Consider the following 23,726-nt stretch of genomic DNA (forward strand, 5'->3'; position numbering starts at 1 on the left):
TAGCCGCTTGCGCCAACAACGGCCTTCACCAATCTGCGCTGAATGTGTTCGTTTTTGTAAAGGCATCACCCCATTGGGCAGTCTCACCGCGATTGAGCAGACATCGCAAGCAGCGATGCTCTAGAAACGGAATCACCCATGTTTTCTCGCTCCCCTTCTGTTGGCCTGTTCAATGCGCGTCCTGGTGGCCTGGCGGCCGTTGCCATCGCGGTGGCGGCCCTGCTGGCCGGCTGCTCGCCAGATGCCGGGCAGGGCGCATCGACGGCCGAGGCCCACATGGCCACCCCGGCTGCGCCCGCGCCGGTAGCGCCTATGGCGGCCCGCTCCATGGCCAAGATGGCGACGATGGAGGCAGCGCCCGCTGCCGATATGGCCATGGGCCAGGGCGGGGCGGCCGCGCCCAGCGAGCGCTTCTTGGCGATCAGCCACCGCATCCAGGTGGAGACGCCGGCGGCCGATCTGGCCGCGCTGTGGGAGGAGGTCAAGGCGCGTTGCGAGCGGCTGGACTGCTATGTCGAGGGCTCGCAGCTGCGCCGCGAAACCCCGCAGTCGGCGGCCGAGGCTATGCTGGCGATGCGGGTCAGCCCTCAGGACTTTGCTGCGCTGACCGCGTCGCTGGGCGCTGGGGCCCGCGTGCTCAACCACCAGACCACGACCGAGGACAAGACCTATGAGGTGGTCGATGTGGAGGCACAAATCAAGAACCGCACGGAATACCGCGACAGCCTGCGCGCGCTGATGCTGGAGAAGAATGTCAAACGCAGCCTGCAGGACCTGATGGCCATCCGCGACACGCTCTCCCAAGTGCAGGCCGAGATCGATGCGTCCAACACGCACCGCGCGCTGCTGCAGCGCGATACCGCCAAGCAGTTCGTGCAGATGCGCTTCCAGCCCACGCGCGCCATCGTCAGCGGCACCTACAGCCCCTGGCAGCAAACCTGGCAGCGCAGCTGGGATGGCCTGACCCGCAGCGTGCAGTCGCTGATTCTGACTGCGGCGCAGTCGCTGCCCTGGCTGCTGGCGCTCGCGCTGGTGGTGCTGCTGCCGCTGCGCTTCGCCATCCGGCGCTGGATGCGCCGCAGCGCCGCGCGGGCGCAGCGTGCAAACCAGGCAGAAAAGCAAGACTGACAAGCGCAGCGGCCATGAAAAAAGCACCAGCGAGGCGGGTGCTTGGCTAGGCTTGGCGAAGGAAGGAGGCGCCGCATCGGATGGATGCGGCGTTTCTTTCTATCAGGTGAACAGGTTCTTCAGACGGTCGGCCCAGGACTGGTTGTTGGGCGTGTGCTTGGCGCCGCCCTTTTTCAGCGATTCATCGAGTTCCTTGAGCAGCTTGCGCTGGTGCTCGGTGAGCTTGACGGGGGTCTCGACGACGATGTGCACATACAAGTCACCAGGGTAGCTGGCGCGCACGCCCTTGATGCCCTTGCCGCGCAGGCGGAACTGCTTGCCGGTCTGGGTGCCTTCGGGGATGTCAATCGCAGCCTTGCCACTGAGCGTAGGCACTTCGATCTCGCCGCCCAAGGCAGCGGTGACCATGCTGACCGGCACTTCGCAGTGCAGGTCATCGCCATCGCGCTCGAACACCTCATGCTTGCGCACGCGGATCTCGATATACAGATCGCCGGGCGGGCCGCCATTTTGGCCAGGCTCGCCGTCACCGGTGGAGCGGATGCGCATGCCGTCGTCGATGCCGGCAGGGATGCTCACTTCCAAGGTCTTTTGCGACTTGGTGCGGCCCTGGCCGTGGCAGCTGGTGCAGGGCTCGGGGATGATCTTGCCGGTGCCCCGGCAGTGCGGGCAGGTCTGCTGCACTGCGAAAAAGCCCTGGCGCATCTGCACCTGGCCGCTGCCGTGGCAGGTGCTGCAGGTCTTGACCTGGGTGCCGGGCTTGGCGCCGCTGCCGTGGCAGGTATCGCACTCGTCCCACGAAGGAATCTTGATCTGCGCGTTCTTGCCTGCGGCTGCCTCTTCAAGGCTGATGTCCATCGCGTAGGACAGGTCGTTGCCACGGTAGACCTGGGGGCCACCGCCGCCACGGCGCCCACCGCCAAACATCTCGCCAAAGATGTCGCCAAACGATTCGGCAAAACCACCAAAGCCCTCGCCGCCCATGCCCGAGCGCATATTGGGATCGACCCCGGCGTGGCCGTACTGGTCGTAGGCGCCACGCTTTTGGCTGTCGGAGAGCATTTCGTAGGCTTCTTTGCACTCCTTGAACTTCTCTTCCGCTTCCTTGGCCTTGTCGCCCTGGTTGCGGTCGGGGTGGTACTTCATGGCCATCTTGCGGTAGGCCGTCTTGATTTCGACTTCCGTGGCGGATTTGCTCAGGCCAAGGACTTCGTAGTAATCACGTTTGGACATGGTGTTCTTGAATTCTGTGGGGGGTCAACCAGCGGCGTTCAGGTACGCCCGGGCATGGGTGCCCACAAAGCTGCGGCCGGGATTGTCGCCGTCAATCCATTGCTGCGGTGGAAATAACTCAAACAAGCCCACCTTGAACAAGGTGGGAATCGCCATCTTCAGCTCTTGTTCAACAGCGCCGCGCTCACCGGCATTGTAGAGCGCGATGTTGTAGAGCATGGTGGCCACGGTGCCGGTCTGCACCCGGCTGCCGTCCTTGAGCGTGACGGCGGGCAGGTCTGCTGCGCCATCGGTGATCTTCTGGTTGACACGGCTGAGCTCTGCAACATGCAGTGCGTCGCTCGCAGGTGCTGTAGTAGATGTCATCGTGTGCCTTTGGATGCTTGCGTGAAAGGGAGACTGGGCCTGCAGCCCACTGACCGGAGCTACGTGCTACAGAAGAAAGAGCGACTCTGTAGAAAAGCCATGCCGGAGTGCGGCAATGCGAACTCCGGCATGGGTGCGTGGGCCAGTCGGAAGGCGATTAGTCCTTCTTGACTTCCTTGACTTCGGCGTCGACGACATTGTCATCGGCTGCCGCAGCGCCGGCCGCGCCAGCTGCTGCACCGGCGGCTCCGGCCTGTGCAGCCTGGGCGTCGGCATACACCTTCTCGCCCAGCTTCTGGCTGGCGGTCATCAAGGCCGTAGTCTTGGCTTCGATCGCGTCCTTGTCCTCGGTCTTCAGTGCTTCTTCCAGCGCTTGAACCGCGCTGTCGATGGCCGACTTCTCAGCGGCATCGAGCTTGTCGCCATGCTCGCCCAGGCTCTTCTTGACGCTGTGGACAGCGGCTTCGCCTTGGTTGCGGGCCTGCACCAGCTCGAGCTTCTTCTTGTCGTCAGCGGCGTTCAGCTCGGCGTCCTTGACCATCTTCTGGATCTCGTCCTCGGACAGACCGGAGCTGGCCTTGATGGTGATCTTGTTTTCCTTGCCGGTGCCCTTGTCCTTGGCAGAGACGTTCAAGATACCGTTGGCATCGATGTCGAAGGTCACCTCGATCTGTGGCGTGCCACGGGGTGCGGCTGGAATGCCTTCGAGGTTGAACTCGCCCAGCAGCTTGTTGGCGCTGGCGATTTCACGCTCACCCTGGAACACCTTGATGGTCACGGCAGGCTGGTTGTCCTCGGCGGTCGAGTAGGTCTGCGCGAACTTGGTCGGGATCGTGGTGTTCTTCGTGATCATCTTGGTCATCACGCCGCCCAGGGTTTCGATACCCAGGGACAGAGGCGTCACATCCAGCAGCAGCACGTCGGAGCGGTCACCGCCCAGCACCTGGCCTTGCACGGCAGCGCCCACGGCCACGGCTTCGTCAGGGTTCACGTCCTTGCGTGGGTCCTTGCCGAAGAATTCCTTGACCTTCTCTTGCACCTTGGGCATACGGCTCATGCCGCCCACCAGAATCACGTCGTCGATGTCGGACACAGCGATGCCTGCGTCCTTGATCGCGGTGCGGCAAGGGGCGATGGTGCGCTCGATCAGCTCGTCGACCAGGCTCTCGAGCTTGGCGCGGGTGAGCTTGATGTTCAGGTGTTTGGGGCCCGAAGCGTCAGCGGTGATGTAGGGCAGGTTGATGTCGGTCGCTGCCGAGCTCGACAGCTCGATCTTGGCCTTTTCAGCCGCTTCCTTGAGGCGTTGCAGCGCCAGCACATCCTTGGACAGGTCCACGCCTTGCTCTTTCTTGAACTCGGCAATGATGTATTCGATCACGCGTTGGTCGAAGTCTTCGCCGCCCAGGAAGGTGTCGCCATTGGTCGACAGCACTTCGAACTGCTTTTCGCCGTCCACATCGGCAATTTCGATGATGGACACGTCAAAGGTGCCGCCGCCCAGGTCATACACGGCGATCTTGCGGTCACCCTTGCCGCCCTTGTCCAGGCCGAAGGCCAGGGCTGCAGCGGTCGGTTCGTTGATGATGCGCTTGACTTCCAGACCGGCGATACGGCCAGCGTCCTTGGTGGCCTGGCGCTGTGCGTCGTTGAAGTACGCAGGCACGGTGATCACCGCTTCGGTCACGGGCTCGCCCAGGAAGTCCTCGGCGGTCTTCTTCATCTTGCGCAGCACTTCTGCGGAGATCTGTGGCGGGGCCAGCTTCTGGTCACGCACTTGCACCCAGGCGTCGCCGTTGTCAGCCTTGACGATCTGGAAAGGCATCAGGTCGATGTCCTTTTGCACTTCCTTCTCGTCAAACTTGCGGCCGATCAGGCGCTTGGCAGCGTAGATCGTGTTCTTGGGGTTGGTGACGGCCTGGCGCTTGGCAGAAGCGCCCACCAGGATTTCGCCGTCTTCCTGGTATGCAACGATCGAAGGCGTGGTGCGTGCACCTTCGCTGTTTTCGATCACGCGGGTGGTGTTGCCTTCCATCACGGCCACGCAGCTGTTGGTCGTGCCCAAATCAATACCGATAATCTTTCCCATTTCTCTACTCCTGTATTTGTTGGGGCGGCTCAGCCGCCCTGATTGACTGTTATCTGTGGCTTTTTGGCCGTTGTTCAAGTGCGCAGCGCAAAAAAGCCGGGAGCTGCGTTTTATTGTGGTGCCGCAACGGTCACCAGCGCCGGGCGCAGCACGCGCTCGGCAATGGCATAGCCCTTTTGCAGCACGGCGACCACGGTATTGGGGTCCTGCGCCGCAGGCACGGCCGAGATCGCCTGGTGGTGGTGGGGGTCGAACTTGTCGCCGGCAGCCGGGTTGATCGCGACCACCTTGTTGCGCTCCAGTGCGGAGACGAGCTGGCGCAAGGTGGCGTCCGAGCCTTCGCGCAGTTGCTCGGGGCTGGCGTTCTGGATCGCCAGCGCGGCATCGAGGCTGTCGATCACCGGCAGCAGGCTCTCGGCAAAGCTCTCGACGCCGAACTTGCGGGCCTTGGCCACTTCGTCATCGGCGCGGCGGCGCGCGTTTTCAACTTCTGCCTTGGCGCGCAGGTACTGGTCGGCGAGCTCGGCATTCTTGGCCTTCAACTCCGCCAGCTCTGCTTCCAGTTGCGACTGGTTGGCAGCGGCAGCGGCTTCCAGCTCTTCGGCGGACATGGGGTTTTGGCCTTCGGGGTGGAGGTTGTCTGACATGGTGCTGTTCGTATTTCGTTAACAAAAAGGACTCTTGTCGCCGCACCTGGGGGCATTTCCTTGCTTTTCAAGGGGCTTATTTGGCATTTCCGCTTGGGAAGATGCACGCCGAGGCGTCTGCAGCGGCCCGTGTTTATAAACCATGTTTGACGGTTTTTGAATTGGTTTGTATAATCGTTGGTTTCCCTTGCCACACCGCGCTGTATTTGCAATCAAGTGCACTAGCGGGTGGCGCAATCCACAAGGAGTTTGCATGCGTCACTATGAGATCGTGCTGCTGATCCACCCCGATCAGAGCGAACAAGTTCCAGCTATGCTGGAGCGTTACAAAGGCATGATTACCGCCGGCGGCGGTAAGATCCACCGCGTTGAAGACTGGGGCCGCCGTCAACTGGCCTACATGATCAACAAGCTGGCCAAGGCCCACTATCTGTGCCTGAATATCGAAGCCGACCAGGCTGTGATGGCTGAACTGGAACACGCGTTCAAGTTCAACGACGCTGTGCTGCGCCAACTGACTGTGCAGAAGAAGAAGGCTGACACCGCTCCTTCGGCCATGATGAAGACCGTGGAACGCGAAGAAGCGCGCAAGGCCAACCAGGCTGAGCACGCCGCTGCAGAGCGTTAATCACACAGGAGGTGGAGAACCGCGTACTTGTCACCGCCGTCATCGCTGAAATCAAGATTTTGCGATACACGCCGGCTGGGCTACCTGCTGTAGATGTTGTGCTGGAGCACCGCTCCACCCAGACCGAAGCAGACCAACCCCGACAAGTCAATGCCGTGCTCAAGGCGATTGCCTTTGGTGCACTGGCAGAGCGAATCGCTCGGCAGGCTGTAGGGAGCACCTGGACATTCCAGGGCTTTTTGGCCACACCGCGCAACAGCAAATCGCTGGTTCTGCACATCCAGGATATTCAACAAGATACTTATTGAGAGGTCCGAAAATGGCCACGTTCAAGAAATTCAACAAAGACAAGCGCCCAAAGCGCAACACCCAGTCGCTGCTGTTCAAGCGCAAGCGTTTCTGCCGCTTCACCGTGGCTGGCGTCGAAGAAATCGACTACAAGGATGTCGACACCCTGCGTGACTTCGTTGCTGAAAACGGCAAGATCATTCCCGCTCGTCTGACCGGCACCCGCGCCATCTACCAACGTCAGCTGAACACTGCCATCAAGCGCGCTCGCTTCCTGGCCATGGTTCCTTACTCTGACCAACACAAGATCTAAGGAGCACGAACATGCAAATCATTCTGCTCGACAAGGTCGTGAACCTGGGCAACCTGGGTGAAATCGTGAAGGTCAAGGACGGCTACGCACGTAACTTCCTGATCCCTTCGGGCCGCGCACGCCGCGCTACCGAAGCTGCCAAGGCTGAATTCGAAGCCAAGCGCGCTGAGCTGGAAAAGGCTGCTGCTGAAAAGCTGGCTGCTGCCCAAGCACAAGGCGAGAAGCTGTCCGGCCAGACCGTGAAGCTGACCCAAAAGGCAGGTGTGGATGGCCGTCTGTTCGGCTCCGTCACCAACCACGACATCGCTGATGAACTGGGCAAGATGGGCTTCCAAGTGGTCAAGTCGCAAGTGCGTCTGCCCAACGGTCCTATCAAGACCGTGAGCGAGACCGCTGTGGAAGTGGCTCTGCACACCGACGTGGTGGTGGAAGTGAATGTGTCCGTCTACGGCGAACACGTTTAATTCCTGCGCTCTGCGTTGACAAGCCGCCCTCGGGCGGCTTTTTCGTTCCCGGCCGCAGCGTTTCCGGGATGCGGGTTTTGTTTGTCGCTGCCAGCCTTGCGCGGCATCTGCGCTATTCTTGCGGATTGCTGGCTGCCGGGCCAGCGTTTGCTCATTTGGATTTCCCATGTCAGAGACCTTTCCCCCCCTGGATGACACTGCCTTCATCACCCCCGACAAGCAGGTGGCGCAGCTGCGCATTCCGCCGCATTCGATCGAGTCGGAGTCCAGCGTGCTGGGGGGGCTGCTGCTGGACAACAACGCCTGGGACCGGGTGGGCGATGTGCTGGCCGAAGACAACTTCTACCGCCATGAGCACAAGCTGATCTTCGCGGCCATGGCCAGCATGATCAATGCCGGCAAGCCCGCCGATGTGATCACGGTCTATGAGCACCTGCAAAGCATCGGCAAGGCCGAAGAGGTGGGCGGACTGGCCTACCTGAACCAGCTGGCCCAGTATGTGCCCAGCGCCACCAATATCCGCCGCTATGGCGAAATCGTGCGCGAGCGCTCGATCCTGCGCAAGCTGGTCACCGCCAGCGACGAGATCGCTACCAATGCCTTCAACCAGCAGGGCAAGACGGTGGACCGCATTCTGGACGAAGCCGAGCAGAAGATCTTTGCCATTGGCGAAGAGGGCTCGCGCATGAAGCAGGGCTTCCAGTCGCTGGACAACCTGGTCGTGGATCTGCTCGACCGGGTGCAGGAGATGGCGGACAACCCGGTCGATGTGACCGGTGTGCCCACCGGCTTTGCCGACCTGGACCGCATGACCAGCGGCCTGCAGGCCGGTGACCTGGTGGTGCTGGCCGCGCGCCCCTCGATGGGCAAGACCTCGTTCGCGGTGAACATTGCCGAGCATGTGGCGCTCAATGAAGGCCTGCCGGTAGCCATCTTCTCAATGGAAATGGGTGCCGCCCAATTGGCGGTGCGTATCGTCGGCTCGATTGGCCGGGTCAACCAGGGCAATCTGCGTACCGGCAAGCTGACCGATGAGGAGTGGCCGCGCCTGTCCGAGGCGATCGAGCGGCTGCGCACGGTCTCGCTGCACATCGATGAGACCCCGGGCCTGACGCCGTCGGAGCTGCGCGCCAACTCGCGCCGCCTGGCCCGCCAGTGCGGCAAGCTTGGCCTGATCGTGGTCGACTACCTGCAGTTGATGAGCGGCTCGGGCTCGGCCGCCAGCTCGGACAACCGGGCGACGGAGCTCGGTGAAATCTCGCGCGGATTGAAGATGCTGGCCAAGGAGCTGCAATGCCCGGTGATTGCGCTGTCGCAGCTCAACCGCTCGGTCGAGCAGCGTACCGACAAGCGCCCGATGATGTCCGACCTGCGCGAATCGGGCGCCATCGAGCAGGATGCGGACATCATCATGTTCATCTACCGCGATGACTACTACAACAAGGAGAGCAATGAGCCCAATGTGGCCGAGGTCATCATCGGCAAGCAGCGTAACGGCCCGACCGGCACGGTCAAGCTGTTCTTCCAGAAGAACCAGACCCGCTTTGAAAATCTGGCGGTGGGCGGCGACGACTATTGATGCACGCCAGCGCCGGGCAGGCTGGGGTGGGGCTCAGTCCTGCTGCCCCTGGCTTTGCTGGAGCACCCATTGCTCAAAAGCCTGCAGTGCGGCCGACGGTTCGCGGTAGGTGGGGTAGCTGAACCAGTAGCTTTGCGTGCCCGGCAAGGTCTGGGTATGGGCGGGGATCAGCTGGCCCGCATCAAGCGCCGGTTGCACCAGCACCTCGGGCACCAGGCCCACGCCCAGGCCGGCGGCGGCCGCCATGATGACCATCGAGAACAGCTCATAGCGCGGCCCGCGCGAGGCCTGCACCGAGTAGTCCCAGCCCAGGCCGTTGTACCAGTCGCGCCAGGCAGCGGGCCGGCTCTCCAGCCCGATGTGCACCAGCGGCTGCCAGTCCTCCTGCGTGGCCAGCGCATGCTGCGCTGCAAAGGCCGGGCTGCAGACGGGGATGCAGGCGCCATCGCGGGCAATGCGCTGCCCCTGGGTCTTGGACCAGAGGCCGTCGCCCGAATAGATGGCTCCGTCAAAACCGCTTTCCTCGAACGCAAAAGGCTCGGAGCGCACCGACAGGTGCACATGGATGTCCGGGTGCAGCTGCGCAAAGGCCGGCAGCCGGGGCACCAGCCACTGCGTGGCAAAGCTGGAGACGACGGCCAGGTGGATGGCATAGCCCTGGGCGCGGCTGTTGGCGATCTCTTGCGTATCGCGCTCCAGGCCGTTGAGGTGCACACGCACACGCTGCGCATATCGTTTACCCGCATCGGTCAGCATGACGCGGCGTTTGTGGCGTACAAAAAGCGGCACCCCCAGCCGGTCCTCCAGCGCCGCGACATGGCGGCTGACGGCACTGGCGGTCAACGCTAACTCATTGGCAGCGCGGGAGAAATTGCCGTGCCGGGCCGAGGCTTCAAAAGCCATCAACAGGCCGATATTGGGAATCGCGTTGCGCATGGGTGGGGACTTTGTTCAAAAAACGCACTATGTCTCACCATTTTCTCATTTTGTTGTTCCTGATAGTTCACATAGTATTTTTAAGTTTGGTGCTTCTGCCCCCGCCGCGCACTGCCGCAGGCGGGCCCTGTGCAGCCCTGTCACGGGCAGGGTGTACAAAGCGCTGTGCCCGTGTCCGGGCGCGCAGCGCTTTAAGCTGCGATGGCAGCACCCCCCATCATGGTCCGGGCCTGCACTGAGGGCCGGACAGTTTCTGTTGTGATAGTGAATAGGAAAGACGAGCGATGACGCAATCCACCCAACGTTTGAACGATATTCTCAAGGCGCTTGCGCTCGACCTCCAGCCCCTGGCAGGCCAGGACATCACCAGCCGCTCGCCCGCCGACGGCGCCACCCTGGCCGTGTTGAAGGCCCACAGCGCGCAACAGGCGCAGGACGCCATTGCCGCCGCCCACCAGGCCTACCTGCAGTGGCGCACCGTGCCCGCCCCCGTGCGTGGCGAGTTGGTGCGCCGCTTTGGCCAGACCCTGCGCCAGCACAAGGCAGCACTCGGCGCCTTGGTGTCGATTGAAGCGGGCAAGATCACCTCCGAAGGCCTGGGCGAAGTCCAGGAAATGATCGATATCTGCGACTTTGCCGTTGGCCTGTCGCGCCAGCTCCATGGCCTGACGATTGCCAGCGAGCGCCCCGGCCACCGCATGATGGAAACCTGGCACCCGATGGGCGTCGTGGGCATCATCTCGGCCTTCAACTTCCCCGTGGCCGTCTGGTGCTGGAACAGCGCTTTGGCGCTGGTCTGCGGCGACGCGGTGGTGTGGAAGCCTTCCGAGAAGACCCCGCTGACGGCCGTGGCCTGCCAGCACCTGCTGGAGCAGACGATGGCTGCCTTCAACCAGGAGCAACCCGGCGCCGTGCCAGCGGGCCTGGCCCAGCTGCTGATTGGCGCCCGTGAAGTGGGCGAAGTGCTGGTGGACAGCCCGCTGGTGCCCGTGGTCAGCGCCACCGGTTCGACCCGCATGGGCCGCCAGGTCGGCGTCAAGGTGGCCGAGCGCTTTGGCCGCTCCATCCTGGAGCTGGGTGGCAACAACGCGATGATCGTCACGCCGTCGGCCGACCTGGAGCTGGCCGCCCGCGCCATCACCTTTGCAGCCGTCGGTACTGCCGGCCAGCGTTGCACCACCTTGCGCCGCCTGATCGTGCACAAGTCGGTGGCCGACCAGCTGGTGACACGCCTGGAAAAGATCTACGGCAGCGTCACCGTGGGTGACCCGCTGACCGACGGCACTTTGGTGGGTCCGCTGATCGACAAGGCCTCGTTCGACGGCATGCAGGCCGCACTGGCCCAGGCCAAGGACGAGGGCGGCACCGTCATCGGCGGCCAGCGCGAGCGCGAAGACCTGGGCCAGGACGCCTACTATGTGCGCCCGGCTCTGGTGAAGATGCCTGCGCAGACCAAGGTGATGGAGCACGAAACCTTTGCGCCCATCCTCTACATCGTCACCTACGAAGGCAGCGCCGACGACGCGATCGCGGTGCAGAATGCGGTGCCCCAGGGCCTGTCGTCCGCCATCTTCACCAGTGACCTGCGCGATGCAGAGCGCTTCATGTCGCCCGCCGGCAGCGACTGCGGTATTGCCAACGTCAATATCGGCACCTCGGGCGCGGAAATCGGTGGCGCCTTTGGTGGCGAGAAGGAAACGGGAGGCGGCCGTGAATCGGGCTCGGACGCCTGGAAAGGCTATATGCGCCGCGCCACCAACACCATCAACTACAGTGGCGCGCTGCCACTGGCGCAAGGCGTGCGCTTTGACGTGTGATGAGTGGGCAGCCGCAGGCTGGCGCCGTGGGCATGCTGCCCGCTGCCCGGGCCTGCAGGTTTCGCCACCGGGGCGGCCACTGCGCCGCCCGGTGTGTGCTGCCAGCGCAGGCCACTGATATGCGGGTGCCCCATGCGGCTTCCCACCCAGACAGGGGCTTGACGCTCCTGTCTCCAACCCCACCAGCATCTGCCAAGGGCTGGCCTGCCACCGTTGCAGGCCAGCCCTTGTTGCATCCGATGCTGCCGTTATTTGTGGCGCTGCGCAGCCATTTGCTGCGCTGGCGCAATGTGTAGCCAGGCCAGATCGGGTCCAATGCCCCGCTTCTGGCGCATCGATGACAAGACCAAGGAGACAAGACATGGCAGACAAGCAAGCAACACGCACCGGTGGCCAGCTGGTGGTGGACCAGCTGCTGGTGCACGGCGTGCAGCAGATTTTCACGGTGCCGGGCGAGAGCTTTCTGGCGGTGCTCGATGCGCTCTATGACGCGCCCATCGAGACGACGATCTGCCGCCAGGAGGGCGGCGCCGCGATGATGGCCGAAGCCCAGGGCAAGCTCACGGGCCAGCCGGGGATCTGCATGGTCACGCGCGGGCCAGGTGCTACCAATGCCTCGGCCGGCTTGCACATTGCGATGCAGGACTCCACGCCGATGATCCTCTTCGTCGGCCAGATCGAGCGCTCGGCGCGCGGCCGCGAGGCCTTCCAGGAGCTGGACTACCGCGCGGTGTTTGGCAGCATGGTCAAGTGGGCGACCGAGATCGATGATGCGGCGCGCATCCCCGAGACCATTGCCCGTGCCTTTGCCGTGGCCACCAGCGGCCGCCCCGGCCCGGTGGTGATTGCGCTGCCCGAAGACATGCTGCGCGACACCGTCAGCGTGCCCGATGCGCGCCGCTACCAGCCTGCGCCCGCCCATGCGGCCGATGCCGATGTGGCTGCCGTCGTGGCCCAGCTGGCCGCCGCGCAAAACCCCATCATCATTGCCGGTGGCTCGCGCTGGACTGCGCAGGCCCATGCGGATATCGCCGCCTTTGCCGCCGCCCATGCCGTGCCGGTGGCTTGCTCCTTCCGCCGCCAGATGGTGTTCCCCGCCCACCACGGCAACTATGCCGGCGATGTGGGCCTGGGCGTGAACCCCAAGCTGATCGAGCGCATCAAGCAGGCGGATCTGGTCGTGCTGCTGGGCGGTCGCATGTCCGAGGTGCCATCGCAGGGCTACAGCCTCTTGGGCATTCCGGCCAGCAGCGGCCAGCGGCTCATCCATGTGCATCCGGATCCCGATGAACTGGGCCGGGTCTACCAGGCTGACCAGGCGGTGGTGGCGGCGCCCGACTCCTTTTGCGCAGCCCTGGCACGCCAGCCTGCCGCCGCGCCGCGCGCCGAGCGCCAGGCGCTGGTGCAGCAGGCCCATGCCGACTACCTGGCATGGAGCAATCCTGCGCCCATCCAGGTGCCTGGCGCGCTGCAGATGGGCCAGCTGATGGCCCATCTGCGCGAGGTGCTGCCGGCCGACACGGTCTGGTGCAATGGCGCGGGCAACTTTGCCACCTGGGTGCACCGCTTCTGGCCGTTTACGCACTACGGCAGCCAGCTCGCTCCCACCAGCGGCAGCATGGGCTATGGCTTGCCGGCCGCCGTGGGCGCCAAGCGCCTGGACAAGCGGCGCAGCGTCGTCTGCATTGCCGGCGATGGCGACTTTCTGATGCATGGCCAAGAGTTTGCGACCGCCGTGCAGTACCAGTTGCCGGTCATCGTGCTGCTGATCGACAACGGCATGTACGGCACCATCCGCATGCACCAGGAGCGCGACTACCCCCATCGGGTCAGCGCCACCGAGCTGCGCAACCCCGACTTTGTCGCCTATGCCAAGGCCTTCGGCGGCAATGCCGCCCTGGTCGAGAAGACCGAAGACTTTGCGCCCGCGCTCGCTGCCATGCGCAGCTGGGCGGAACAGCACCAGCTGCCGGTGATCCTGCACTGCAAGCTCGATCCGCAGGCGATCACGCCGGCGCGCAGCCTGGACCAGATCCGCGGCACCGGCGTTTAAACGCAGGCTGAAGGCACGAAAAAAAGGCACCGAGTGGAGACTCGGTGCCTTTTGTGCTTAGGCGCGTTGGCAGCGGCTACAAAGCCCCCGCTGCAACCTAAAGTGGTTTACAGCACATCGCTGGCAAAGTCGGCCAGGCGCGAGCGCTCACCGCGTGCCAGCGTGATGTGGCCGCTGTGTGGCCAGCCCTTGAAGCGGTCCACCACATAGGTCAGGCCCGAAGAGCCTTCGGTCAGGTAGGGCGTGTCGATCTGGGCCAGGTTGCCCATGCAGATGATCTTGGTGCCGGGGCCGGCACGGGTGATCAGGGTCTTCATCTGCTTGGGGGTCAGGTTCTGCGCCTCGTCGATGATCACGTACTTGTTCAGGAAGGTGCGGCCGCGCATGAAGTTCATGCTCTTGATCTTGATGCGGCTGCGGATCAGGTCATTGGTGGCAGAGCGCCCCCATTCACCGGGGTTGCCGCCGTCGCCCTTGGCCAGGAACTCCAGGTTGTCATCCAGCGCGCCCATCCAGGGGCCCATCTTCTCTTCTTCGGTGCCGGGCAGAAAACCGATGTCCTCGCCTACGCTCACGGTGGCGCGGGTCATGATGATCTCGGTGTAGCGGCGCTCGTCGAGCACCTGGTTCAGACCGGCGGCCAAGGCCATCAAGGTCTTGCCGGTGCCTGCCGTACCAGCCAGGGTGACAAAGTCCACATCCGGGTCCATCAGCAGGTTCATCGCGAAGTTCTGCTCACGGTTGCGCGTGGTCACGCCCCACACATTGTTCTTCTGGTGGCCGTAGTCCTTCAGCGTCTCGAGCACGGCGGTCTTGTCGCGGATCTCGATCACGCGGGCAAACAGGCTGTTCTCGCCCGGTGCCTCGTAGAAGACGAACTGATTGATGTGCAGCTGCTGGGTGATGGCGCCGCTGATGCGGTAGCAGGTGGACGCACCCGACTGCCAGCTCTCGACCTTCTTGCCGACCTTGGCCCAGAAATCCAGCGGCAGCTGCAGCATGCCGGTGTAGAGCAGGTCGCCGTCTTCCAGCGTCTTGTCGTTCTGGTAGTCCTCGGCCTCCAGGCCCAGTGCGCGCGCCTTGACGCGCATGTTGATGTCCTTGGACACCAGCACGACGGGCCGGTCAGGGTGGCGCTGGCGCAGGGCCTCGACCACGCCCAGGATCTGGTTGTCGGCCTTGCCCTGGGGCAGGCTCTGGGGCAGCTGGTAGTTCAGCGGCTCGGTCTGGAAGAACAGGCAGCCGCTGGCGCCCTTCTGGCCGGTGGCATCGAGGCGAATGCCCTGGGCCAGGTGCGCTTCCTGGCTGGCCACCAGCGCGTCGAGCGTGCGGCTGGCCTGCCGGCCGTTGCGGGCCACTTCGGTCATGCCCTTCTTGTGGCCGTCGAGCTCTTCGAGCACGATCATCGGCAGGTAGATGTCGTGCTCTTCAAAGCGGAACAGGCTGCTGGGGTCATGCAGCAGCACATTGGTGTCGAGCACAAAGAGCTTGGCCTTGTCGCTGCGCGGCTTGGTGGCCTTGGCAGGTTTGCTAGCCAGCACCGGGCTGGCTTCGGCCACGGCAGGGCTGCGGGCCGGTTGCGCAGGCTTGGCTGCTGCTGGCGCCTTGGCGCTTGCGGCCACGGGCGCTGGGGCTTGCACGGGAGCAGGGGCGGCCGCCGCTTTCTTGCTGCGGCTGCTGGTCCTGGGCGCGGCAGCGGCTTGCGTGCCACGGCGCGGCGCAGGGCTTGCGGCCACGGTGGCGGGCGCCGTGTCCAGGTCTAGAAGATCGTTGTCTTGTTCATCGCGCGCAGCGGCCGCGGATGCACGGGATGGGGTGTTGGTCTTGGCGGAAAAGTCACCAGCGGATAGCTGGCTGCCACGGCGGGTAGGTGCGGGAGGCAAGGGCATGGAGCTCGGGGCCTTTATCTAAACACTCGCCAAATGGGCGAACTCACTCCGAACGCCTGCCACCCCGGATGCAAAAAAGGCCATCTCGCAAGCAAGACAGCCTTTTTCATGGGGAATGACAGAACAATCCGGACTCACATACATATGGAGCCCATTATGCACATTCTGGGCGTCCCGAAACCAGCAATCGCAGTCATGGATCGCGGTGTCGGCCCAGAAAGACGGAAACAGCAACGGCGCGCATCCGCAGATCGCGCGCCGCCGCACGGTCGCCGCCTGGCGCAGCGGCTTAGGCAGCCTTCTTTTGCGCAGCCTTCATCGACTTGACGGCCTTGAGCACTTCTTCGACATGGCCCAGCACCTTCAGGCCGCGCCATTCTTGCACCAAGATGCCATCAGGGCCGACCAGGAAGGTCGAGCGCTCGATGCCCTTGACCTTCTTGCCGTACATGATCTTGTTCTTGACGACGCCGAACATGTGGCACAGCTTCTCTTCGGTATCAGCGATCAGCTCGAAGGGCAGTTCGAGCTTTTCCTTGAAGTCGTCGTGCGACTTCATGTTGTCGCGCGACACGCCGAAGACGGCTGCACCAGCCTTGACAAAATCCGCGTACTTGTCGCGGAACTGCATGGCTTCGGTGGTACAACCGGGGGTGTTATCCTTGGGGTAGAAGTACAGCACCAGAATTTGCCCCTGATGCGACGCATTGGAGACCTTCAGGCCTCCCGTCGCTTGTGCTTCAAATTCTGGCAAGGGTTTGTTGACAACAACAGCCATAGCTCTCTATTTTCTCCGGAGTAATCGCAAAAAGGCCGCAGGAATCAAAGTATTCATCTAGTTGTTATTCAGGCCCGCGGCCGCAAGCGAGTATTTTAACCCGAATCGAAATATTTATCGAGCCCCACTGATAAACACAGGCTATCGATTGTGGTTATAGCGCAGGAGCCTCCAGCAGCACAGCCAGCAAGACCTTGCGTCCTTCACCAGCCAATACGTTGTAGGTACGGCATGCAGCGGGCGTATCCATGGTCTCGAAGCCGATACGTTTTGCAATCAGCGGAGCGAGCCAGGCCGGCGAAGGAAAACGTAACCGATTGCCACTGCCGAAAATGACCGTTTCAACATCGGCCTCCGCCAGCTGGGCGAAATGGGCGGGCCCCAGGTCTTCGAAGCGCGCGCAATCCCAGCGCTGCAAGGTACCGTTGGAGCCGACCACCAGGCTGTATGCGTAGGACTGCTGGTCCACGGCCAGCCAGCCCGGGCCATAGCCTGTGATGGTCAAGGTGTCGGATTTATCTGGCTGGAACTTCATGGCGCGGGCTTTCGGCAAACGGGGCAAGGACAGGGCAGGGCCCGGTGCCGCAGGCACTGGGAGCCACTACAGGGCGATCAACGCAAGGATCTGTGGTCAAATTATAGTTTTCACCTAGTTGGGTTGTGGGTTCGAGGTATTGGCATGGTTGCCAGCCGGCTGCAATCCCGTGTTTTCAGAGGTAGTGGTTTCTGTCATGAAGACGATTCAAAAATCCGCCAAGCTGGCCAATGTGTGTTACGACATTCGAGGGCCGATCATGGACGCGGCGAAGCGGATGGAGGACGAAGGACAGAAGATCACCAAGCTCAACATCGGCAACCTGGCGGTGTTCGGCTTCGATGCCCCTGAAGAGGTGCAGCAGGACATGATCCGCAACCTGCCCAACTCGGCAGGCTACTCCGACAGCAAGGGCATCTTTGCCGCGCGCAAGGCGGTGATGCACGAAACCCAGCGCCTGGGCATCAAGGGCGTGGGTCTGGACGACATCTACCTGGGCAATGGCGCCTCCGAGCTGATCAGCCTGGCCACCAATGCGCTGCTCGATACCGGCGACGAAATGCTGCTGCCGGCCCCCGACTACCCGCTGTGGACGGCCGCCACCAGTCTGTCGGGCGGCACCCCGGTGCACTACCTATGCGACGAGGAAAACGGCTGGATGCCCAACCTGGCGGACATCCGCGCCAAGATCACGCCCCGCACCAAGGGCATCGTGGTCATCAACCCCAACAACCCCACCGGTGCGCTGTATTCCGACGCACTGCTGCGTGACATCGTGCAGATCGCGCGTGAGCATGGCTTGGTCATCTTTGCCGATGAGGTCTATGACAAGGTGCTGTATGACGACGCCAAGCACACGCCGATGGCTTCGCTGTCGCAGGATGTGCTGACCATCACCTTCAATTCGCTCTCCAAGGCCTACCGCAGCTGCGGCTACCGCGCAGGCTGGATGGTGATCTCTGGCGACAAGAGTGGCGCTGCCGACTATATCGAGGGCTTGAACATGCTCTCGAACATGCGCCTGTGCGCCAATGTGCCCGGCCAGTGGGCCGTGCAGACCGCGCTGGGCGGCCACCAGAGCATTGACGAGCTGGTGCAAGAGGGCGGGCGCCTGCGCAAACAGCGTGACCTGGCCTGGGAGCTGATCAATGCCATCCCCGGTGTCAGCTGCGTCAAGCCCCAGGGCGCGCTCTACATGTTCCCCAAGCTCGACCCTGCGGTCTACCCGATCGAGGACGACCAGGAATTCTTCCTGCAGGTGCTCAAGGAGACCCGCGTGATGCTGGTCCAGGGCACCGGCTTCAACTGGCCACGGCCTGACCATTTCCGCATTGTGTTCCTGCCCCATGAGGCGGACCTGCGCGAAGCGATCAACCGCCTGGCCGCCTTCCTGGCCAAGTACCGCCTTCGCCACGGAACCGAGCAGCTTGCGCAAGCCCATAAGGCCGATATCAAGCTGGTCAAGACCAAGGCAGAAAAATCCGCTGCCTGAGTCGCCGCTTTTCCTATCTGACAACAACAGGCGTCCGGCTGGGCGCCTGGTTGGTTATTCAACGTATCCAAGAGAATTTATGAAACCGATCCAAGTAGGCTTGTTGGGCATCGGCACCGTCGGTAGTGGTGTCTTCAACGTGTTGCAACGTAACCATGACGAGATTCGCCGCCGCGCTGGCCGTGATATTGCCGTGACCATGGTGGCCGATCTGGACGAAGCCCGTGCCCGTTCGGTGGTGGGTGACCAGGCCGTCGTTGTCAAGGACGCGCGCGAGGTGATCGCCAATCCCGACATCGATGTGGTCATCGAGTTGATCGGTGGTTACGGCATTGCCAAGGCCCTGGTGCTGGAGGCCATTGCCGCGGGCAAGCATGTGGTGACGGCCAACAAGGCCTTGCTGGCCGTGCATGGCTCGGAGATTTTCAAGGCAGCGGCCGACAAGGGCGTGATGGTGGCCTACGAAGCGGCCGTGGCCGGTGGCATCCCGATCATCAAGGCGCTGCGCGAAGGCCTGACCGCCAACCAGATCCAGTGGATTGCCGGCATCATCAACGGCACCACCAACTTCATCCTCTCCGAGATGCGCGACAAGGGCCTGGACTTTGACGTGGTGCTCAAAGAGGCGCAGCGCCTGGGCTACGCCGAAGCCGACCCGACCTTTGACATCGAAGGCGTGGACGCCGCCCACAAGGTCACCTTGATGAGCGCCATCGCCTTTGGCGTGCCGGTGCAGTTCGACAAGGCCTATGTCGAGGGCATCACCAAGCTGTCGTCGGTCGATATCCGCTATGCCGAGCAGCTGGGCTACCGCATCAAGCTCCTGGGCATCACCAAGCGCACCGACAAGGGCATCGAGCTGCGGGTGCACCCCTCGTTGGTGCCCACCAAGCGCCTGATCGCCAATGTGGAAGGCGCGATGAATGCCGTGGTGGTGCATGGCGATGCCGTGGGCACGACCCTGTACTACGGCAAGGGTGCAGGCTCCGAGCCCACCGCCTCGGCCGTGATCGCCGACCTGGTCGACATTGCCCGCCTCGAAGGCGCCGATGTGGCCCACCGCGTGCCGCCACTGGCCTTCCAGAGCAGCACCTTGCGCGAAGCGGGGCAGGAGCTGCCCGTGCTGCCGATGGCCGATATCACCACCAGCTACTACCTGCGCATGCGCGTGGCCGATGAGGCTGGCGTGCTGGCCAAGGTCACCGGTCTGCTGGCGGGCGCCGGCATCAGCATCGATGCGGTGCTGCAGCGCGAAGCCGACGAAGTCGGTGGCGAAGGCTCGACCCAGACCGACCTGATCATCCTCACGCACGACACGCGCGAAGGCGATATGGACAAGGCGCTCGCCGAAATCCAGGGCCTGCCCACCGTGCTGGCGCCGATCACCCGTATCCGCAAGGAAGAGCTGAACTAAGCCGAGCGCTAGAGCCGCTGCGGCCGCAGGTCGCACCGCCCGGCGCCTGCCGCCTACCCAACCGCCTGTGGCCGATTCGGCCCAGGCGGTTTTGCCTTTTTGGGCCCAACGGCTGCGAACACATCCGCATCATTCTGTTACTTGTGGGTATTTGTTCACGTCATTATTTTTCTAAATAATGGCCGCTCACAAATGCAGCGCCCCCGGGGGCTGCAGATCGATAACAAAGACGGGGAGTTGCACTATGTCGGACACCGACAAGAAATGGCTGGCGCTGGCCAAGCGCTGGGGGGTGTTGTTTGGGATTCCGCTGCTGATGCTGGCCATTGGCATCTGGCAATGGTCGCGGGCAGATACGCCGGTCTCGGATGTGGGCGCGCAGATCGCCCAGTACCAGCAGGTGGTGCGCCAGCTCGAGGCGATCGAGGCCGAAAAGCCCGGCCGCCGTGCGACGGTGCGGGACAGCGAGGGCAAGGAATACCCGGTCTGGAAGGTCAAAAACGAGTACCTGATGACCATCCAGGACCTGCAAAACCAGGGTCTGAATGTCACCACCCGTAACTTGCAGCCGGTGCTGGCGGGCTGCACCATCGCCTTCAGCGTGCTGGCACTGCTGTGGTCGGCGCTGGGGGTGGTGTACCAGCGCGGCATGGGCGCCAAGGCCCTGCAATCGCGCGAGCAGCTGCTCGCGACCTTTCAGAAGGGCCGCAAGCTGTTGCCGACCTATATGGTGGTCATGGTGCTGCTGCTGTTCGGTGCGGCCATCCCGCTGCTGGTCTACGAGATGATGCCCATCCTGCGCCACCGCAACTACAGCAAGGGCGACATGAAGCTGATGTTCATCCTCGGCGGCCTGGCGCTGTTCCTGCTGTACTCGGGCTGCAAGGTGCTGATCGATGTCTGGAAGGCATCGCGCAAGCCGCTGGAGAACGCGCCCATCGAGGTGATGGGCCAGACCGTCAGCCGCCAGCAGGCGCCCGAACTCTGGGCCTTTGTGGACCGTGTGGCCGCCAAGACCGGCGCCGGCATGCCCGATGCGTTGGTCGTGGGCCTGAACGAAGGCTTTTTTGTGACCGAGCACCCGGTGCAGCTGGCCAGTGGCGCCTTGCTGCCCCAGGGGCGGGTGCTGTACCTGCCCTTGCCCTATATGGCCTTTCTCAATGCAGGCGAGGTCGCTGCGGTGATCGGCCACGAGTTGGGTCACTTCATCGGCGAGGACACGCTCTACAGCCAGCGCTTCTCACCGATCTACAGCGCCACCCTCCACCACCTGGTGGCCATCAGCGGCGGTGAGCGCCATGAGGGCTCCTGGATGGACATCCTGCGCCGGCCAGCCACCTTGTTTGGCGAGATGTTCTTGGACAGCTTCCACGAAGCGGTGCGCTATTGGAGCCGCAAGCGCGAACTGGCCGCCGATGCGGTGGGCGCGCAGGTCGTGAGCCCACAGGCCGTTGCGTCGTCCTTGCTGCGCATCAGCGCGCTGGCCCCGCTGGTGGATGAGGCGCTGCAGGCCAACTGGGACCGGGGCGAGACGGTCGCAGGCGGCGTGCTGGGCCATGTGCGCCAGCTGGTCGCTGCCAAGGGCATGGCCGACCCGAGCGAGCACCTGGACCAGCGCCAGGCCCACCCGACCGACACCCACCCCGAGCTGGCCGAGCGCCTCGCTGCGCTGGGTGTACCCGTCAGCCCCGAGCTGCTGGCCCGGGCGATGGATGCCCAGGGCAGCCAGCTGCTGCAGGAGTTTGGCCTGGAGCAGGGCGCGCCCGCTGCCGACAGCCGCACCCTGGCCGGGGCGGTCGCACCGGCCCCGGTCGCCGATCTGAATGCCGCCTTGCAAAACGAGCTCAGCAGCGCAGCCGCGGCCAACCGCAGTGCCAAGCTGGCCGAGCTGCGCGAGATCGCGGCGCTGGCTGCGCCCGAGACGGTGATCCATGAGCGCTCGGCCTTCATGGTGGGCTTGTTCGGCTTTCTGGCCCTGGCCTGCTTTGGCGGCGCGGTGGCCTTGTTCATGGCGGGTCTGCACATGGCGGTCGGTGCAGGTGTGCTGGCCGGTGGTCTTGTCTGCGTATGGGTGGCGTGGCTGTTCTGGCGCGACAGCCAAAGCCCGGCGATGGTGCTGCAGCCCGCGGGCCTGCGCCTCTTCAATGCGCAGGAGCTGCTGCCCTGGTCGGCGATCGATGATTTCGAGTTCAACCAGGCCAACCACATGCTCACCGTCATCATGGCCCTGGAGCCCGGTGTGCAGCCGCCCGCAATGGGCGTGGGCAAGCGCCGCGCCCAGTTCCAGAAGAAAAAGCAGCGTGTGGTCGTGATGCTCAAGGGTGTCAAGAAGATGAAGAACCAGGCCTTTGCCGAGCTGGTGCTGAACCAGTGGCGCGCCTACTACGCCCGCCAGGAACTGGCGCGCATGGGAGAGCAGGTCTAACGGCTGCTCCACAACCCAGCCAGGCCTCGGACCCAGTCCGGGGCTTTTTTATGCCAGCGGCTGCCATCGGTGTCGCAGCCTGGCCGCTGCTGCTGGCTGCTGCGCCCCACATTCCTGCGCAAGCTGTGCCAGTACTGGCGACTGCAGGATAATAAGCAGTTGCTCCTTGCCCGTGCGCGGGCTGTGTCCACTTATTTCGCACCCTCCATGCTGTATCTCTCCACGCGCGGCCATGCCGAACAAAAACGTTTTTGCGACATTTTGCTCGAGGGCCTGGCGCCCGATGGCGGTCTGTACATGCCGGTGCAGTACCCGCAGATTGACGATGCCAAGCTGACGGCGCTGCGCGAGACGCTCAAGAGCAAGGGCTATGCCGCGCTGGCGTTCGAGATCCTGTCGCTGTACATCGACGACATCCCCGCCGAGGACCTGCGCGCGCTGTGCAACAAGACCTACACCGAGGCGGTGTTCGGCACGGCGGCGATTGTTCCAGTGCGCCAGCTCGAAGGCCCGCTGATGATCGAGGCGCTCTCCAATGGTCCCACCTTGGCCTTCAAGGACATGGCGATGCAGCTGCTGGGCAACCTGTTCGAGTACGAACTGGCGCGCCGCGGCGAAGAGCTCAATATTCTGGGTGCCACCAGCGGCGACACCGGCAGCGCGGCCGAATACGCGATGCGCGGCAAAAAGGGTGTGCGTGTGTTCATGACCAGCCCGCACGGCCGTATGAGCCCCTTCCAGCAGGCGCAGATGTTCAGCCTGCAAGACGAGAACATCCACAACATCGCCATCGAAGGCGTGTTTGACGACTGCCAGGACATCGTCAAGGCGGTCAGCAATGACCACGCCTTCAAGGCGCAGTACAAGATCGGCACCGTCAACTCCATCAACTGGGCCCGTCTGCTGGCCCAGGTGGTCTACTACTTTGCCGGCTACCTGCAGGCCACCAGCCAGAACAGCGAGAAGGTGAGCTTCACGGTGCCCAGCGGCAACTTCGGCAATGTCTGCGCCGGCCATGTGGCGCGCCAGATGGGCCTGCCGATTGCCAAGCTGGTGGTGGCAACCAACGAAAACGATGTGCTGGACGAATTCTTCCGCACCGGTGTCTATCAGGTGCGCGGCGCTGCCCACACCTTCGAGACCTCGAGCCCCTCGATGGACATCTCCAAGGCCAGCAACTTCGAGCGCTTTGTGTTCGACCTGGTCGGCCGCGATGGCGCCCGCCTGCAACAGCTGTTTGCGCAAGGCGTGGCCCAAGAGGGCCGCTTTGACCTGCAGGCTGATCCGGCCTTCCAGGATGCGGCCGGCCGCTACGGCTTTGTCAGCGGCAAGAGCACGCATGCCGACCGCCTGGCCACGATCCAGGACACCTTCCTGCGCCTGGGCCAGATGATCGACACCCATACCGCCGATGGCGTGAAGGTGGCACGCGAGCACCTGGGTGCCGAGCCGATGATCGTGCTGGAGACGGCCTTGCCGATCAAGTTTGCCGCCACCATTGAAGAGGCGCTGGGCCGCACACCCGAGCGCCCGGCCAAGTTTGACGGCATCGAAGACCTGCCCAAGCGTGTGGTGGTGATGCCCGCCGATGTGGACCAGGTCAAGACCTATATCAAGGACCACTGCCGCTGAGCCGGCTAAGCTGCCGCTACCGC

20 protein-coding genes are annotated in these 23,726 nt (G+C 63.3%); 12 read left to right on the forward strand and 8 right to left on the reverse strand.

The features are described 5' to 3' along the window. Positions 1–138 precede the first annotated feature (138 nt). Positions 139–1,128 carry a DUF4349 domain-containing protein gene (locus tag F0Q04_RS08160; RefSeq protein WP_182345135.1) on the forward strand — a complete coding sequence of 330 codons (990 nt, stop codon included), beginning with the start codon at positions 139–141 and terminating at the stop codon, positions 1,126–1,128. A 102-nt stretch (positions 1,129–1,230) separates the two neighbouring features. On the opposite strand, the gene dnaJ is transcribed toward F0Q04_RS08160, so the two are convergent. The 4 genes from dnaJ to grpE all read right to left on the reverse strand — a co-directional run bounded on the left by dnaJ (position 1,231) and on the right by grpE (position 5,460). Beyond that, the gene (gene dnaJ, locus F0Q04_RS08165; RefSeq protein WP_021028340.1) at positions 1,231–2,361 is read right to left on the reverse strand and encodes a molecular chaperone DnaJ; all 1,131 of its coding nucleotides are present in this window, start codon (positions 2,359–2,361) and stop codon (positions 1,231–1,233) included. A gap of 24 nt (positions 2,362–2,385) precedes the next feature. Next, positions 2,386–2,727, reverse strand: coding sequence for a DUF7709 family protein (locus F0Q04_RS08170; RefSeq protein ID WP_116924773.1), 342 nt, complete (start codon positions 2,725–2,727; stop codon positions 2,386–2,388). Positions 2,728–2,884: 157 nt separating this feature from the next. Beyond that, on the reverse strand, positions 2,885–4,813 hold the full coding sequence (dnaK, locus tag F0Q04_RS08175) for a molecular chaperone DnaK (RefSeq protein ID WP_182345136.1): 1,929 nt from the start codon (positions 4,811–4,813) through the stop codon (positions 2,885–2,887). A gap of 110 nt (positions 4,814–4,923) precedes the next feature. After that, positions 4,924–5,460, reverse strand: coding sequence for a nucleotide exchange factor GrpE (gene grpE / locus F0Q04_RS08180; RefSeq protein WP_116924775.1), 537 nt, complete (start codon positions 5,458–5,460; stop codon positions 4,924–4,926). 253 nt (positions 5,461–5,713) lie between these two features. On the opposite strand from grpE, the gene rpsF reads away from it, so the two are divergent. From rpsF to dnaB, 5 genes are all read left to right on the forward strand, one after another. Next, a complete protein-coding gene (gene rpsF / locus F0Q04_RS08185; protein WP_021028344.1) occupies positions 5,714–6,088 on the forward strand; it encodes a 30S ribosomal protein S6 in 375 nt (124 codons plus the stop codon). 11 nt (positions 6,089–6,099) lie between these two features. Continuing rightward, a complete protein-coding gene (priB, locus tag F0Q04_RS08190; RefSeq protein WP_116924776.1) occupies positions 6,100–6,396 on the forward strand; it encodes a primosomal replication protein N in 297 nt (98 codons plus the stop codon). Between the two features lie 11 nt (positions 6,397–6,407). Beyond that, complete coding sequence (gene rpsR / locus F0Q04_RS08195; protein WP_021028346.1) at positions 6,408–6,689, forward strand: 30S ribosomal protein S18; 282 nt, start codon at positions 6,408–6,410, stop codon at positions 6,687–6,689. An 11-nt stretch (positions 6,690–6,700) separates the two neighbouring features. Continuing rightward, on the forward strand, positions 6,701–7,153 hold the full coding sequence (gene rplI, locus F0Q04_RS08200) for a 50S ribosomal protein L9 (RefSeq protein ID WP_116924777.1): 453 nt from the start codon (positions 6,701–6,703) through the stop codon (positions 7,151–7,153). A gap of 166 nt (positions 7,154–7,319) precedes the next feature. Further along, positions 7,320–8,732 (forward strand): replicative DNA helicase, encoded by a 1,413-nt coding sequence (gene dnaB, locus F0Q04_RS08205; RefSeq protein ID WP_021028348.1) that lies wholly within the window; start codon positions 7,320–7,322, stop codon positions 8,730–8,732. A 33-nt stretch (positions 8,733–8,765) separates the two neighbouring features. Here the strand turns inward: dnaB and F0Q04_RS08210 are convergent, their stop codons facing one another. Continuing rightward, positions 8,766–9,668 (reverse strand): LysR substrate-binding domain-containing protein, encoded by a 903-nt coding sequence (locus tag F0Q04_RS08210; protein WP_021028349.1) that lies wholly within the window; start codon positions 9,666–9,668, stop codon positions 8,766–8,768. Between the two features lie 284 nt (positions 9,669–9,952). On the opposite strand from F0Q04_RS08210, the gene F0Q04_RS08215 reads away from it, so the two are divergent. Further along, positions 9,953–11,485 carry an aldehyde dehydrogenase family protein gene (locus F0Q04_RS08215; protein WP_182345137.1) on the forward strand — a complete coding sequence of 511 codons (1,533 nt, stop codon included), beginning with the start codon at positions 9,953–9,955 and terminating at the stop codon, positions 11,483–11,485. Between the two features lie 361 nt (positions 11,486–11,846). Continuing rightward, positions 11,847–13,538: a thiamine pyrophosphate-binding protein gene (locus F0Q04_RS08220; protein WP_182345138.1), complete on the forward strand. Its 1,692-nt coding sequence runs from the start codon at positions 11,847–11,849 to the stop codon at positions 13,536–13,538. Positions 13,539–13,645: 107 nt separating this feature from the next. Here the strand turns inward: F0Q04_RS08220 and F0Q04_RS08225 are convergent, their stop codons facing one another. From F0Q04_RS08225 to F0Q04_RS08235, 3 genes are all read right to left on the reverse strand, one after another. Further along, positions 13,646–15,427, reverse strand: a complete 1,782-nt coding sequence (locus F0Q04_RS08225) for a PhoH family protein (RefSeq protein WP_182345139.1) — start codon at positions 15,425–15,427, stop codon at positions 13,646–13,648. A 289-nt stretch (positions 15,428–15,716) separates the two neighbouring features. Further along, complete coding sequence (locus tag F0Q04_RS08230; protein ID WP_021025569.1) at positions 15,717–16,205, reverse strand: peroxiredoxin; 489 nt, start codon at positions 16,203–16,205, stop codon at positions 15,717–15,719. A gap of 154 nt (positions 16,206–16,359) precedes the next feature. After that, the gene (locus F0Q04_RS08235; RefSeq protein WP_116924781.1) at positions 16,360–16,740 is read right to left on the reverse strand and encodes an Mth938-like domain-containing protein; all 381 of its coding nucleotides are present in this window, start codon (positions 16,738–16,740) and stop codon (positions 16,360–16,362) included. A gap of 196 nt (positions 16,741–16,936) precedes the next feature. Here F0Q04_RS08235 and F0Q04_RS08240 point away from each other — a divergent pair, with 196 nt between their 5' ends. The 4 genes from F0Q04_RS08240 (at position 16,937) to thrC (ending at position 23,703) form a co-directional block, all read left to right on the forward strand. Beyond that, positions 16,937–18,232: a pyridoxal phosphate-dependent aminotransferase gene (locus tag F0Q04_RS08240; protein ID WP_116924782.1), complete on the forward strand. Its 1,296-nt coding sequence runs from the start codon at positions 16,937–16,939 to the stop codon at positions 18,230–18,232. 79 nt (positions 18,233–18,311) lie between these two features. Continuing rightward, positions 18,312–19,646 carry a homoserine dehydrogenase gene (locus F0Q04_RS08245; RefSeq protein WP_182345140.1) on the forward strand — a complete coding sequence of 445 codons (1,335 nt, stop codon included), beginning with the start codon at positions 18,312–18,314 and terminating at the stop codon, positions 19,644–19,646. A 244-nt stretch (positions 19,647–19,890) separates the two neighbouring features. Continuing rightward, positions 19,891–22,071 (forward strand): M48 family metallopeptidase, encoded by a 2,181-nt coding sequence (locus F0Q04_RS08250; protein WP_182345141.1) that lies wholly within the window; start codon positions 19,891–19,893, stop codon positions 22,069–22,071. 207 nt (positions 22,072–22,278) lie between these two features. Next, positions 22,279–23,703, forward strand: coding sequence for a threonine synthase (gene thrC / locus F0Q04_RS08255; RefSeq protein ID WP_182345142.1), 1,425 nt, complete (start codon positions 22,279–22,281; stop codon positions 23,701–23,703). The last annotated feature ends 23 nt before the right edge of the window (positions 23,704–23,726 follow it).

It is taken from the genome of Comamonas koreensis, assembly GCF_014076495.1.
Lineage (GTDB): Bacteria > Pseudomonadota > Gammaproteobacteria > Burkholderiales > Burkholderiaceae_C > Comamonas > Comamonas squillarum.